The organism is Kosakonia cowanii JCM 10956 = DSM 18146 (assembly GCF_001975225.1).
Taxonomy (GTDB): Bacteria; Pseudomonadota; Gammaproteobacteria; order Enterobacterales; family Enterobacteriaceae; genus Kosakonia; species Kosakonia cowanii.
Map to the genome: position 1 here is coordinate 4,296,111 of NZ_CP019445.1, position 13,816 is coordinate 4,309,926.

Genomic DNA, 13,816 nt, shown 5'->3' on the forward strand with positions numbered 1-13,816 from the left:
TTCTTCCCTTATGCCATGTCGTCGTTTTTGAACGATTTAGTGGCGCGGAACTGCCACAACGCCAGGCCGACAACAAAAATCGACAGCAGGATGGTAATGGTGGCCGCGATGGCGTACTGCGATGAGGACATCGTCAGCTTGTAGATCCACGACACCAGAATGTCGGTACCGCCCGCGTTCGCGCCAGCCACCGCCGGTCCGCCGTTGTTAAACAGGTAGATGATGTTGAAGTTGTTAAAGTTGAAGGTGTATTGCGTGATGATGATCGGCGCAATCGAGTAGAGCACCAGCGGCAGCGTAATGGTGCGCAGCCGGGTAAAGGTGCCCGCTCCATCCATCTTCGCCGCTTCATACAAATCGTCGGGAATCGCCTGCAATACGCCGGTGGTCATGGCAAAGACAAACGGGAAACCGAGCCAGGTCTGCATCATGATCAGCGCGGTTTTGGTCCAGAAGGGATCCGTCAGCCACGGTTTCGGGTCGATGCCGAAGAAGGCGAGGATCGCGTTGTTGATGACGCCAAAGGAGTCGTTAAACATCCCGGCGAAGACCAGAATAGTGACAAAGCCCGGCACCGCCCACGGCAGGATAAAAATGGTGCGTACCAGCGGCTTAAAGCGCAGATCTTTCTGGTTCACGAGGATCGCCAGCAGCACGCCGACGCTGCACTGTAAGGTGGTCGCCAGCAGCGTCCACACCACCGTCCACTGCAGCACGTCAAAGAAGGTTGAGCGCCAGATCGACAGGGTAAAAATATTGATGAAGTTCTTTAACCCAACCCAGTCGACCAGTTTGGCAGGCGGCGTGTGGTAGAGGTTGTAGTTGGTAAAGGCGATGGCGAAGCCGAAGAGGATCGGGAAAATCACCACGAACACCAGCAGGATAAAGCCCGGCGTAATCATCAGGTAGGGAAAGCCGTCGCTGAGCAGCATCTGGTACTGCTTGCGCACGCTGTTAAGCGGCTTACCGGCATCGCGTTTTTTGCCATTCAGCCACGCATCGCGCATTGAGAGCCCCCACACCATCAGGCCAAAGGCGATAATCAGCACGCTGATGATCCCTTCCGCCAGCAGGAAGATGGAGTTGTCGCGCGGCACCTCTTCGCCAAGGGTGTATAACCCCCACAGCCCTTCGCGCAAAAAATCAGAGAAGATGCCGGCAAAACTCGCCAGCAGTACAAGAAAGATAAGGCCTTTCAGCCACTGGCGATGGTAGAACTGGCCAAAGCCCGGCACGATGGCCAACAGCAGCCCGCACCACGCGTGACGCCCTGCGCCGGGCGCTTTGGCAAAATGTTCGCTGGGACTGATAATCACGTACGACTCCTTTTCGACAACGGGAGGTGGCCCTCCCGCTTCTGTACCAACACGCGGTTACTGGTTACTGGCCTGCATCGCTTCGACCTGCATCTGGATCTGCTTAGCAGCGGCATCCAGCGCCGCCTGCGGTGCCTGTTTGCCGGTCAGGCTCAGCTCCAGCGCGGCGTTCGCCGGGCCCCACACTTCACCCATCTCCGGAATGCCCGGCATCGCGGTTGCGCGGGCGGCCTGCACCGCGACGGCGCTCGCCTTCTCGTCATTTTTGATCACCGGATCGTCAATCATCGCTTTCTGCGCCGGAATTTCGCGCGTGGCGATATAGCGCGTCTTCACGTACTGCGGCTGGTTGATAAATTCGATAAATTGCTGCGCCAGCGCTTTGTCTTTGCTCCAGGTCGAGACGACATAGCCTTTTACGCCGAGGAAAGAGCTCATCGGTTTGCCATCCGGCAGGTTCGGCAGCGGCGCAACGCCGTAGTTGATACCGGCAGCTTCATAGGGCTGGAACGCCCACGGGCCGTTAATCACCGCCGCCGCTTTTTTCTCGGTAAACAGCGAATCGATGGCGTTAAGCCCGTTATCGCCAAGGATCCCCGACGGGAATACCCCCTCGGCATAGAAGTTTTTCAGGAAGGTAACGGCTTCCACCGCGCCGGGTTTATTCAGGCCGATATCCTGCGGGTTATAGCCGCCTTTGTCGTTTTTACCGAACAGATAGCCGCCCATCGGGCCGATCGCGCCCCAGCTGTAGTAAATCTGATCGAACTTCGCCAGCAGGCCATATTTGTTCTGCGCGCGCTGTTTTTTCGAGTAGTCGAGCCACTCCGGCAGGCTTTGCAGCGGCTTGTCGATAAGATCTTTGTTGTAGATCAGCACCAGCGTCTCTACCGCTTTCGGCACGCCATACAGGGTGTTGTCGAGGCGGAAGGCGTTGATGGAGGCAGGCGTAAAGGCGTCAACCTTTTCTTTGTCCAGATTCAGGGGGGTCAGCAGCCCTTGCACAACCGCGCCGCCCAACTGATCATTGGGGATCACCAGCACATCCGGGCCAATGCCCGCCGGGCCATCGAGACGGAGTTTCTCCAGTTGCTGGGCGTAGGGCATCTCCTGCACGTTAACTTTGACGTTATATTTCTGCTCAAAATCGCGCACCGCATCCTGGATGCCCGCCGATTTTTTGATGTCTTCCCAGACATTGAGTTGCTGTGCGGCGGCATGCGCCTGCAAGCCGACAAGCTGCCCGGCGGCAAGCGTTGTCAAAATCAGTGCGGTAAGGGTCTTCTTTTTCATTATCAACCTCATGTCAAGGTATAACAATTTCATGGTTTTTATGGCGCATCATCAGGTCACTGCTCTGGCAAACTACCTGATATTGCAGGGCTTAAGACGTATTCACTCGCCTTATCGGATTTGTTATACGCTACGCTTTAAGCGCTGATAAAACGAGAATAAACGTTGCGTTATGTGACCAATGTTACAGAAATGAAAATTGAGTATAGGGCGCTAAATCCGTGGAAGTTATAGTCAGGCCATGATTTTTCGCCGTTGAGCAGCACTGTCTCCTGATTGTTATACGTAAAACAAAACAGCTGACAAACGGCCAGTAACGGCTATTACATTCGGGGAACGTTGATGTCCAATATACGACTGAGAAATGTCACCAAACGGTTTGGCGACACGGTGACGCTGAACAATGTCAATCTGTCGATTGATGACGGCGAGTTTGCGGTGTTTGTCGGCCCCTCCGGCTGCGGGAAATCCACCATGCTGCGCATGATTGCCGGGCTGGAAGAGGTGAGCGAAGGCGAAGTGTTGATTGGCGATGAAGTGATGAACGATGTTGCGCCCGCCCATCGCGGTGTCTCGATGGTGTTCCAGTCCTATGCGCTCTACCCCCATATGACTGTGGCGGAGAACATGGGCTACGGCCTGAAAGTGAACAAAGTGCCGAAAGAGGAGATCCGCCGCCAGGTGGAGATGGTGGCGAAGACCCTGCAATTAAGCCACCTGCTGGATCGCAAACCGAAGCAACTCTCCGGTGGCCAGCGCCAGCGCGTCGCCATCGGCCGCGCGATTGTGCGTAACCCGCGTGTCTTTATGTTCGATGAACCCCTCTCTAACCTCGATGCCGAGCTGCGCGTCGAGATGCGGCTGCATATCGCCCGCCTGCACCAGGAGCTGAAAACCACCATGGTCTATGTCACCCATGACCAGGTGGAAGCGATGACGCTGGCGGACAAGATCGTAGTGATGAATTACGGCAACGTTGAGCAGATGGGCTCGCCGATGTCGCTCTACTACAACCCGAAAAACAAGTTTGTCGCCGGCTTTATCGGCTCGCCAAAGATGAACTTCCTCCCCGCCACGGTAAGCCAGTGGCAGCCTGGTGAAGTCACTATTACCCTTGCTCAGGGCCACCAGCTGACGCTCGGCATCACCACTTCACCGCTGGAGGTGGGCGCGGCCATTACGCTCGGTATTCGCCCGGAGCACCTCGCAACAGAGATGACGGGCGGCGTGCCCCTTGAGTTTCAGTGCGAAGTGGTAGAGCGGCTGGGCAACAACACCTATCTGTTTGGTCAATGTTACGGCCACGACAATATTAAAATCCTGCTGCCGGGCGATGTGCATTTCCGCCCGTGGCAGAAGATCGCCCTCGCCTTCGACAGCCGCCACTGCATGATCTTTGACGAGCAGGATCAGCGCGTCAGCGCCGATATCCCGGTGCCCAACCACGATTTGTAACTTACAGGCCGGAGAAGGCGTAACCGCCATCCGGCACTGCATTTTCACTCGAGAACGATAAGTGCTGCTCCATTTTGCTGGTTTTTCATCAAAGCTGCGTTGTCTACCCTTAGCGGTAGTGATGAAAACCCAACAAAACGGAGCCTGTTATGAAAGCCATCGCCATTACCCGCGCCGCCGCTGGCGGCAGCAATCTTGATGCCCTCACCGATATCGACCTGCCGCAACCGCACGCCAGCGGTCACGATCTGCTGGTGGAAGTGAAAGCCGTCTCCGTTAACCCTGTAGATACCAAAGTGCGTGCCGGTTTTAATGCCGATACGCCGCGCGTGCTCGGCTGGGACGCCGTGGGCGTGGTGAAAGAGGTCGGAGAGTCGGTCACCCTGTTTCAGCCAGGCGATGAAGTGTGGTACGCCGGGGCATTAACCCGTCCGGGGAGCAACAGCGAATATCAGCTGGTTGATGAGCGCATTGTGGCGCGTAAACCCGCTTCCCTTGATAACGCCTCTGCCGCCGCCCTGCCCCTGACGGCCATTACCGCCTGGGAGCTGCTGTTTGACCGCCTCGGCGTAAAAGAAAATGGCAACGACGGCGATGTGCTGCTGATTGTCGGCGCTGCGGGCGGTGTCGGTTCGATTCTGACGCAGCTGGCGCGCCAGCTGACCCGTATGACGGTGATCGGCACCGCGTCGCGCCCTGCCAGCCAGCAGTGGGTGAAAGAGCGCGGCGCGCATCATGTGATTGACCACAGCAAACCGCTGACCGAAGAGCTGGCGCGGATCGGCATCAAAGAGGTGACGCATGTTGCCAGCCTGACCAACACGCAGGATCACTATCAGCAGCTGATTAACGCCCTCAAACCGCAGGGCAAGCTGGCGTTGATTGACGATCCCGACAGCCTGGATGCGATGCCGCTGAAAGCGAAGAGCCTTTCGCTGCACTGGGAGTTTATGTTTACCCGCTCGATGTTCACCACCGACGATATGATTGCCCAGCACCAGTTGCTGTCGCGGGTCGCGGAGTTGATCGACAGCGGCGTGCTGAAAACCACGCTGGGAGAGCATGGCGGTGCGATCACCGCGGCTAACCTGCGTAAAGCCCATGCGCTGCTTGAGAGCCAGCGCGCGGTGGGCAAAATCGTGCTGGAGGGGTTTGCGGGCTGATCCTGCCAGGATTACTCCCAAACGTAGCGGGCGGAGAGCGAAATTCGTTCTCCGCCCGCACTGCTTTTTCCTGGGTTTGCTTACACTTTTTACCAAAGCGTTATTTTTTGCTGGTTGCTCCGCTGTCTGTAAACGGCAATGATGTCGTGCTATTTATGCAACTACGTGAAATGTATAAGAACAACCTGGAGAGAGTATGCGTAAAACAAAAATGATGCTTCTGGGTGCACTGCTGGCGACGGCTTCGGCAACCTATGCTGAAACACCGCCCGCGACACCGCCTGCAGGCGGCACACAGTCGTTTGAAGTGAAAGAGTTTGTTGCCGACTTTACCAAATTCACCATTGGCGACACGGTGCCGGAGATGTACCGCAGCGACGATTACAACATTAAGCAGTGGAAGTTACGTAACCTTCCCGCGCCGGATGCCGGTAGCCACTGGACCTACATGGGCGGCAACTACGTGTTGATCACCGATGCCGACGGCAAAATCCTCAAAGCCTACAATGGCGACATTTTCTATCATCGTTAACCGGGAGCGCCTGTGATTATCCGCCGATGGGAGGAGAGTGACAGGCCGTTTCTGCGTACCCTGTATCTGCATGCCCGTAAAGAAGCCTGGACCTGGCTGGATAGCCGCGACTGGTCGCTGGAAGATTTTGACTCTGCGACGCTTGGCGAGGTGATTTGGGTGGCGGAAGAGGACGGGCACCGGATGGGGTTCGCATCGGTCCTGGAGAACGATAACTTCCTGCATAACTTGTTTATCGACCCTGCGTTTCAGGGAAAAGGTGTGGGCAGCGCGCTGCTTGAGCATGTGCAGAGCACCTTTACCAGCACCGGCGCGCTGAAGTGTTTGCTGCGCAATAAAACTGCGCTCGACTTTTATCAGCGCCACGGCTGGCGCGTTGAGGCCAAAGGCGTCTCCCCGCAGGGGGATTATGTGCTGATGCACTATGTGTTGAGGTAGGTTTTGTCATTTCGTAGGCCTGATAAGGCGAAGCCGCCATCAGGCAACCGGTGCCGCGATACAATGCCGAATGGCGCGTAAACGCTTATCCGGCCTACGCGGTTTCAGCAGCAACTTTTTTTCATTTGACGCCCATCTTACAGCGAGGGGTTGTGTCCCCGCTGAAATCGGCGAACCGAAGCGGGAATGACAAGGTCTGGACGCCATGGATGGCGGACAGAGGCGAACCGAGACAGGGAGCGAGTCCCGGAACGGGCGAGCAGGTCGAGTCGAGCCGGCCGCAGTCAGGCACGCGGGAGGTGAGCGCAGTGCGCAGCACCGATTTCCTCGCGGGGCCGCGGGGATTGACAAGGGGGGAGCGGTCCCCCCCTTGTCCCGTTCACCGCACCGGTGATAAACAAATCCCGCCGCACGCATGGTGAACGGAACCATTCCACCAATCCAACCCCATTGCCGGATGGCGCGTAAAACGCTTATCCGGCCTACACGGTTCCAGCGGATTCGTTACCGTAGGCCGGATAAGGCGGAGCCGCCATCCGGCAATTGTGCCGCGGTGAGAATGCCGGATGGCACACATCCACCCGGCATCGTCAATCACACTGCGCGGAACGCGATCTCACCGGGGATGATCTCGCCCTGCCAGTAAAGCTGGGCGGCTACGCGACCGGCAAGGTTGCGGTAGATAGCGGTGAACTCGCTGTCCGGGCGGCTGATGACCGTCGGCGTACCCTTGTCGAGATCTTCACGCAGCGAGATATGCAGCGGCATCTGGCCCAGCAATTGCGTGTGATACTGCTCCGCCAGCTTCTCTGCGCCGCCGGTGCCGAAAATCGGCTCATGGTGACCACAGTTGCTGCACACATGCATGCTCATGTTCTCCACGATGCCGAGCACCGGCACCTCCACTTTCTCGAACATGACAATGCCTTTTTTAGCATCAATCAGCGCGATATCCTGCGGCGTGGTCACGACCAGCGCGCCGGTCACCGGAATGTTTTGCGCCAGCGTCAGCTGGATATCGCCGGTGCCTGGCGGCATATCGAGCACCAGGTAGTCGAGATCCGGCCACATGGACTCCTGCAACATCTGCAGCAGCGCTTTGCTGGCCATCGGCCCGCGCCACACCATTGCATTATCGTCCGTCACCAGGTAACCAATTGAGTTGGTCGCCAGGCCATGGGCGATGATCGGCGCCATATGCGTGCCGTCTGGTGATGTCGGACGCTCATTTTCCGCGCCCAGCATCATCGGGATTGACGGGCCATAAATATCGGCATCGAGAATACCGACTTTCGCCCCTTCCGCAGCCAGCGCCAGCGCAAGGTTAACGGCGGTAGAGGATTTCCCTACCCCGCCCTTGCCGGAGCTGACGGCGATAATATTCTTCACGCCGTTAACGCCCGGCTGGTTTTTCACCCGCTTCAGGGTGGCGATATTGTGCGACAGCTTCCAGTCGATAGCGCTCGCGCCGGTCAGACGCAGTAGTTCGGCGCTGCACTGGGCTTTCAGCTCTTCGAAAGCGCTGGTCCAGACGAACGGCATCAGCAATTCGACATGCAGGGTCTCATCCAGCCACGCAACATGGTGGACGGCTTTCAGCGCTGTCAGGTTATGTTTGAGGGTGGGGTGCTGAAAATCGGCCAGCGTCCCGGTGACAATTGCCCGTAAGGCTTCCGGGGATTTGGCCTGGGATTGCGAACTCATCCCGACTCCTTTGTAGTTGTTCTGAAAACGACATTTGTAGCGCTCAAGTTTACCCCAAAGGGAATAATTATCCATTTATGGATTAATGCCCTTATCGCTTGGCGCGATTGTTACCCTTTTGGTAATATCGAAAACCCTTTTTCTCAAGAAGATGTAATGCCAACTATGACTCAAGTCGCGAAGAAAATTCTGGTAACGTGCGCGCTGCCGTACGCCAACGGCTCCATCCACCTCGGCCATATGCTGGAGCACATCCAGGCTGATGTCTGGGTCCGTTACCAGCGAATGCGCGGCCACCAGGTCAACTTCATCTGTGCGGACGATGCCCACGGCACGCCGATTATGCTGAAAGCACAGCAACTGGGGATCACCCCGGAGCAGATGATTGGCGAAATGAGTCAGGAGCATCAGACCGATTTTGCTGGCTTCGACATCAGCTACGACAACTACCACTCAACGCACAGCGATGAGAACCGCGAGTTGGCCGAGCTTATCTACACCCGTCTGAAAGAGAACGGGTTTATCAAAAACCGCACTATCTCCCAGCTCTACGATCCGGAAAAAGGCATGTTCCTGCCGGACCGCTTTGTAAAAGGCACCTGCCCGAAATGTAAAGCGGCGGATCAGTATGGCGATAACTGCGAAGTGTGCGGCGCGACCTACAGCCCAACCGAGCTGATTGAGCCGAAGTCGGTGGTCTCCGGCGCGACGCCGGTGATGCGTGATTCCGAGCACTTCTTCTTCGATCTGCCGTCGTTTAGCGAGATGCTGCAGGCGTGGACCCGCAGCGGCGCGCTGCAGGAGCAGGTGGCGAACAAAATGCAGGAGTGGTTCGAATCCGGTCTGCAACAGTGGGATATCTCCCGCGATGCGCCCTACTTCGGCTTTGAAATTCCGGGCGCACCGGGCAAATATTTCTACGTCTGGCTGGATGCGCCGATTGGCTACATGGGTTCGTTCAAAAACCTCTGCGACAAGCGCGACGATCTCAACTTTGATGACTGGTGGAAAAAAGATTCCGACGCCGAGCTCTATCACTTTATCGGTAAAGATATCGTCTATTTCCACAGCCTCTTCTGGCCGGCGATGCTGGAAGGCAGCGGTTTCCGCAAGCCAACCAACCTGTTCGTGCACGGCTATGTAACGGTTAACGGCGCGAAGATGTCCAAATCGCGCGGTACCTTTATTAAAGCCAGCACCTGGCTGAACCATTTCGATGCCGACAGCCTGCGCTACTACTACACCGCCAAGCTCTCGTCGCGCATTGATGATATCGACCTCAACCTGGAAGATTTCGTCCAGCGCGTGAATGCCGATATTGTTAACAAAGTGGTGAACCTGGCCTCGCGTAACGCGGGCTTTATCGCCAAACGCTTCGACGGCGTGCTGGCATCAGAGCTGGCCGATCCGGCGCTGTATAAAACCTTTACCGACGCCGCCGCCGCAATTGGCAGCGCGTGGGAGAGCCGCGAGTTTGGTAAAGCGGTGCGTGAAATCATGGCGCTGGCCGACGTAGCGAACCGCTATGTTGATGAGCAGGCGCCGTGGGTTGTCGCGAAACAGGAAGGCCGCGATGCCGATTTGCAGGCCATCTGCTCGATGGGTATCAACCTGTTCCGCGTGCTGATGACATGGCTGAAACCGGTTCTGCCGTCGCTGGCCGCGCGCACCGAAGCGTTCCTCAACACCACGCTGACGTGGGATGCGATTAACGAACCGCTGCTCGGCCATAAAGTGAATCCGTTTAAAGCGCTCTATAACCGCATCGAGATGAAACAGGTGGAAGCACTGGTTGAGGCGTCGAAAGAGGAAGTCAAAGCCGCTGCTGCGCCGGTAACGGGCGAGCTGGCTGACAACCCGATTCAGGAGACCATCACTTTTGACGATTTCGCCAAAGTTGATATGCGCGTGGCGCTGATTGAGAACGCCGAGTTTGTCGAAGGCTCAGATAAGCTGCTGCGCCTGACGCTCGATCTCGACGGTGAGAAGCGCAATGTCTTCTCCGGCATTCGTTCCGCCTACCCGGATCCGAGCGCGCTGATTGGCCGCCTGACGGTGATGGTGGCTAACCTCGCGCCGCGCAAAATGCGCTTTGGCATCTCCGAAGGGATGGTGATGGCAGCGGGTCCTGGCGGCAGCGATATCTTCCTGCTCAGCCCGGATAGCGGTGCAAAAGCGGGCCAACAAGTTAAATAAAAAAATAAGGCGCTGAATTCAGCGCCTTTTTCTATACTGTTATACGCAGTCTTACAAAACATTACCTCACATGGAAAATAGGGGATTATCGTGAAATTCAGCAAAATCATTGCAGCACTCTTTTCTGTCGCTTTAGTTGTTGGCCTGACCGGCTGTGGTGATAAAGAAGAGAGCAAGACCTTTACCTGGGCGACGGGCGGTACGGAAGTGACGCTGACTTACTACTACAAGGGTGATGAAGTAGAACGTCAGACCGCGAAGAACAAAATCGAATACTCCTCTATTGGCGCGAAAACCAAAGAAGAAGCGATGAAAGTTCTGGATCCGATTAGCAAAAAATACCAGAGCGTGAAAGGCGTGAAAGAGAGCGTAGCGTATGAAGAGACCTATGCTCAGGAGACGCTGGAAGTCGATTACAACGAAGTGGACTTCGCTCAGCTGAACAGCCTGCAGGGTTCTGAGTTTACCGGTACGGTTAACGGTAAAATCAGCATGAAGCAGTCAGAAGAGTTGCTGAAAGCGCGCGGCTTTAAAGAAGTGAAATAAGTCGTTTACTGCCCGGCAGCACAGTGTCTGCCGGGCTAATTAAACCGCATCACCTCGCGTGTATGCGGTTTTTTTATGGGCGAAAAAGCGTGTCAGCTCTTCGGCTTCTGCCCACGTGCCGCCAGCCCGCGCAGGAAGTAGCGCAAAAACTGATCGCCGCATTCGCGGAAATTCTTATGCTCCGGGGAGCGCATCATCGCGGTAATTTCCGGCATTGAGACGCGGAACTGCTGCTCGGTGAGGATCGCCAGAATATCGTCGGTCTTTAATGAGAAGGCGATGCGCAGCTTCTTCAGCACGATATTGTTGTTGAGCTTGCGCTCCATGGCGAGCGGCGGTGCGCTCTCATCTTTGCCGCGCTTCTCATAAATCAGCCCATTAAGAAACGCCGACAGCACAATATCCGGGCAGGGTTTATACCCCTCCTCATCCTCTTTACGCAGCCACGGAACCAGCTGTTCAGCCGTGACTTCAGTGTCCGCCAGCGCCAGAATGCGCACCAGCGCGGTGTTGTCGACCTGCAGGGTGTAACGCAGGCTGCGCAGGATATCGTTATTTAGCATGTCTCTTTCCGAAATGATGAACCAGCGCGCAGTGTAGGCATCGCGCAGGAATTTACAACCCCAACGCCTCTTTTAAATTTTTCAGATAGCGTCGACTTACCGGCACCGTCAGCCCGTCGCGCAGCAGCAGCTCAGCCTGGCCATTATCCTCAAGGCGGATCTCCTTAAGAAAAGCCATATTGACAAGATATTGCCGGTGGCAGCGCACCAGCGGCGTGCGGCTCTCCAGCGTGCGCAGCGTCAGCTCGGTAAAGCCCTCTTTGCCTTCGTGGCTGGTGACATAGACGCCGCTCATCCGGCTGCTGACAAACGCCACCTCCTCCATCTGCAGTAACCAGATGCGGCTGTGACCAGTGCAGGGGATAAACTTCAGCGGCTGCTGATTTTCCGCCAGCAGCGATACATCCTGCACGCCGCGATCCTGACGCAAGCGGTTAAGCGTTTTGCTCAGCCGTTGCGTTTCAATCGGCTTAAGCAGGTAGTCAAAAGCGTGCTCTTCAAAGGCCTGCACCGCGTACTCATCAAAAGCGGTGAGAAACACGACGTAGGGCCGGTTACCGGGATCGAGCATGCCGACCATCTCCAGCCCGCTGATGCGCGGCATCTGAATATCAAGAAACAGCACGTCGGGGCGCAGTTTATGCACCGCGCTAATCCCTTCAATGGCGTTACCACACTCGCCCACCACCTCGATATCGCGCTCTTCCTGCAGCAGACTGCGTAACATTTCCCGCGCCAGCGGTTCATCATCAACAATCAGCACTCTTAACATGCCTCTTCCTCCAGAGGGAGTCGCAAGGTAATGCGGGTAAAAAGATCCGGCTCGCAGGCGATGCTGATACCGCACTCGTCGCCAAAACGGGCGCGCAGCCGCTTATCCACCAGGCTCATCCCTAAGCCACCGGCATCGTTTTTCGGCTGATACAGCCCGGCGTTATCCTCAATATCCAGCACCAGATGCTGCGCCTGCTGGCTGGCACGCAGAGTGATCTCGCCCACGCCCAGCAGCTGAGACGTGCCGTGTTTAATCGCGTTTTCGACAATGGGTTGCAGCGTGAAAGCGGGCAAGTGTAAGTGCGCCAGCACTTCCGGCACCTCGAGCCGTACCTGCAACCGCGCCTGAAAACGCGCTTTTTCGATCTGCAGATAGGCATTCACATGCTCAATCTCATCCGCAAGGGTGACGATTTCTGCGGGGCGTTTCAAGTTCTTACGAAAAAAGGTCGACAGATACTGCACCAGCAGCCCGGCCTCATCGCTATCACGGCGGATCACCGCTTTAATGGTGTTGAGCGCGTTAAACAGGAAGTGCGGGTTAACCTGCGCATGCAGGAGTTTGATCTCCGACTGGGTCAGCAGCGCTTTTTGCCGCTCATACTGCCCGGCAAGGATCTGCGCCGAGAGCAGTTGCGCAATCCCCTCCCCCAGCGTGCGGTTGATGGAGCTAAAGAGGCGGTTTTTCGCCTCGTAAAGTTTGATGGTGCCGACCACGCGCTGGTTTTCACCGCGCAGCGGGATCACCAGCGTCGAGCCGAGCTTGCACTGCGGGTGCAGCGAACAGCGATACGGCACCTCATTGCCGTCGGCATAGACCACTTCGCCGGTCTCAATCGCCCGCTGCGTCCAGACGGAGGAGATAGGCCGCCCCGGCAGATGGTGATCGTCCCCCGCGCCGGTAAAGGCTAATAGCCGTTCGCGATCGGTGATCGCCACCGCGCCGATATCCAGCTCCTGATAGAGCACCTGCGCCACCCTCATGCTGTTCTCTTCATTAAAGCCCTGGCGCAGAATCCCTTCGGTGGAGGCCGCCACTTTCAGCGCCGTGGCGGAAAAAGCCGAGGTGTATTTCTCAAACATGGCGCGCTTGTCGAGCAGGATGCGCATAAACAGCGCCGCACCAACGGTATTGGTCACCATCATCGGCGCGGCGATGCTCTGCACTAAATGCAGCGCGCTTTCGAAGGGGCGGGCAATCAGCAGGATGATCACCATCTGTAACAGTTCCGCCACGCAGGTGACCGCCCCTGCGGTAAAGGGGTTAAACACGCGGTCGGTACGCCCGCGCTTGATGAGAAAACTGTGCACCAGCCCGCCAAGCAGCCCTTCGATAAAGGTCGAGAACATGCAGCTCAACGCGGTCATGCCGCCCATTGAGTAGCGGTGCAATCCGCCGGTCAGCCCCACCAGCCCGCCGACCAGCGGGCCGCCAAGCAGGCCGCCCATCACCGCGCCAATCGCACGAGTATTGGCGATGGAGTCTTCAATATGCAGACCGAAATAGGTGCCGAGAATGCAGAAAATGGAGAAGGTGACATAACAGAGCAGCTTGTGCGGCAGACGCACGGTGACCTGAATCAGCGGAATAAAGAGGCGCGTTTTGCTCATCAGCCAGGCGATCACCAGAAACACACACATCTGCTGAAGCAGCAGCAACACCAGATTGAACTCGTACATACCCGCCACACCGCATCACATAAAGCGCGTAACATACAGCGAGTCGGCAGCGGTTTCTTCGACAGACGTTAAAAAAAGAGAAATTCGTGCTCTGAGTCACATATTGTGCCTGGGTATACGCAGTTATGAATAAAGAGTAAACAAAACGTTACTGTT

General features: G+C 56.5%; 12 protein-coding genes. 6 read left to right on the top strand and 6 right to left on the bottom strand.

Annotation, left to right across the window (positions count from 1 at the left end; genetic code table 11):
• Positions 1-8: 8 nt before the first annotated feature.
• Positions 9-1,316 carry a carbohydrate ABC transporter permease gene (locus tag BWI95_RS20385; protein ID WP_076770149.1) on the bottom strand — a complete coding sequence of 436 codons (1,308 nt, stop codon included), beginning with the start codon at positions 1,314-1,316 and terminating at the stop codon, positions 9-11.
• 57 nt (positions 1,317-1,373) lie between these two features.
• Positions 1,374-2,609, bottom strand: coding sequence for an extracellular solute-binding protein (locus tag BWI95_RS20390; RefSeq protein WP_076770150.1), 1,236 nt, complete (start codon positions 2,607-2,609; stop codon positions 1,374-1,376).
• Between the two features lie 342 nt (positions 2,610-2,951).
• On the opposite strand from BWI95_RS20390, the gene BWI95_RS20395 reads away from it, so the two are divergent.
• From BWI95_RS20395 to BWI95_RS20410, 4 genes are all read left to right on the top strand, one after another.
• Complete coding sequence (locus tag BWI95_RS20395) at positions 2,952-4,064, top strand: ABC transporter ATP-binding protein (protein WP_034812046.1); 1,113 nt, start codon at positions 2,952-2,954, stop codon at positions 4,062-4,064.
• A 149-nt stretch (positions 4,065-4,213) separates the two neighbouring features.
• The gene (locus BWI95_RS20400) at positions 4,214-5,227 is read left to right on the top strand and encodes a zinc-binding alcohol dehydrogenase family protein (RefSeq protein ID WP_076770151.1); all 1,014 of its coding nucleotides are present in this window, start codon (positions 4,214-4,216) and stop codon (positions 5,225-5,227) included.
• A gap of 196 nt (positions 5,228-5,423) precedes the next feature.
• Complete coding sequence (locus tag BWI95_RS20405) at positions 5,424-5,759, top strand: RcnB family protein (RefSeq protein ID WP_054804416.1); 336 nt, start codon at positions 5,424-5,426, stop codon at positions 5,757-5,759.
• Between the two features lie 12 nt (positions 5,760-5,771).
• Positions 5,772-6,197 (top strand): GNAT family N-acetyltransferase, encoded by a 426-nt coding sequence (locus BWI95_RS20410; RefSeq protein ID WP_054804417.1) that lies wholly within the window; start codon positions 5,772-5,774, stop codon positions 6,195-6,197.
• A gap of 594 nt (positions 6,198-6,791) precedes the next feature.
• Here the strand turns inward: BWI95_RS20410 and apbC are convergent.
• Positions 6,792-7,901: an iron-sulfur cluster carrier protein ApbC gene (gene apbC / locus BWI95_RS20415; RefSeq protein WP_054804167.1), complete on the bottom strand. Its 1,110-nt coding sequence runs from the start codon at positions 7,899-7,901 to the stop codon at positions 6,792-6,794.
• A 165-nt stretch (positions 7,902-8,066) separates the two neighbouring features.
• On the opposite strand from apbC, the gene metG reads away from it, so the two are divergent.
• Complete coding sequence (metG, locus tag BWI95_RS20420) at positions 8,067-10,097, top strand: methionine--tRNA ligase (RefSeq protein ID WP_076770344.1); 2,031 nt, start codon at positions 8,067-8,069, stop codon at positions 10,095-10,097.
• Positions 10,098-10,187: 90 nt separating this feature from the next.
• Complete coding sequence (locus BWI95_RS20425; RefSeq protein ID WP_023479721.1) at positions 10,188-10,643, top strand: YehR family lipoprotein; 456 nt, start codon at positions 10,188-10,190, stop codon at positions 10,641-10,643.
• 92 nt (positions 10,644-10,735) lie between these two features.
• On the opposite strand, the gene BWI95_RS20430 is transcribed toward BWI95_RS20425, so the two are convergent.
• Genes BWI95_RS20430 through BWI95_RS20440 form a run of 3 tightly spaced genes read right to left on the bottom strand, consistent with a single transcriptional unit; the run spans position 10,736 to position 13,660 of the window.
• Positions 10,736-11,206 carry a YehS family protein gene (locus BWI95_RS20430; RefSeq protein WP_023479843.1) on the bottom strand — a complete coding sequence of 157 codons (471 nt, stop codon included), beginning with the start codon at positions 11,204-11,206 and terminating at the stop codon, positions 10,736-10,738.
• A 52-nt stretch (positions 11,207-11,258) separates the two neighbouring features.
• Positions 11,259-11,978: a two-component system response regulator BtsR gene (btsR, locus tag BWI95_RS20435; protein WP_023479755.1), complete on the bottom strand. Its 720-nt coding sequence runs from the start codon at positions 11,976-11,978 to the stop codon at positions 11,259-11,261.
• Positions 11,972-13,660, bottom strand: a complete 1,689-nt coding sequence (locus BWI95_RS20440; RefSeq protein WP_076770152.1) for a sensor histidine kinase — start codon at positions 13,658-13,660, stop codon at positions 11,972-11,974. The genes btsR and BWI95_RS20440 overlap by 7 nt, the downstream gene beginning before the upstream one ends.
• Positions 13,661-13,816: the final 156 nt, after the last annotated feature.

Bases quoted from the DNA above. Each gene is read 5' to 3' on its own strand.
- BWI95_RS20390 (WP_076770150.1), bottom strand. From the start codon at position 2,609: ATGAAAAAGAAGACCCTTACCGCACTGATTTTGACAACGCTTGCCGCC.
- metG (WP_076770344.1), top strand. From the start codon at position 8,067: ATGACTCAAGTCGCGAAGAAAATTCTGGTAACGTGCGCGCTGCCGTAC.
- BWI95_RS20430 (WP_023479843.1), bottom strand. From the start codon at position 11,206: ATGCTAAATAACGATATCCTGCGCAGCCTGCGTTACACCCTGCAGGTC.
- BWI95_RS20440 (WP_076770152.1), bottom strand. From the start codon at position 13,660: ATGTACGAGTTCAATCTGGTGTTGCTGCTGCTTCAGCAGATGTGTGTG.
- btsR (WP_023479755.1), bottom strand. From the start codon at position 11,978: ATGTTAAGAGTGCTGATTGTTGATGATGAACCGCTGGCGCGGGAAATG.
- apbC (WP_054804167.1), bottom strand. From the start codon at position 7,901: ATGAGTTCGCAATCCCAGGCCAAATCCCCGGAAGCCTTACGGGCAATT.
- BWI95_RS20400 (WP_076770151.1), top strand. From the start codon at position 4,214: ATGAAAGCCATCGCCATTACCCGCGCCGCCGCTGGCGGCAGCAATCTT.
- BWI95_RS20405 (WP_054804416.1), top strand. From the start codon at position 5,424: ATGCGTAAAACAAAAATGATGCTTCTGGGTGCACTGCTGGCGACGGCT.
- BWI95_RS20395 (WP_034812046.1), top strand. From the start codon at position 2,952: ATGTCCAATATACGACTGAGAAATGTCACCAAACGGTTTGGCGACACG.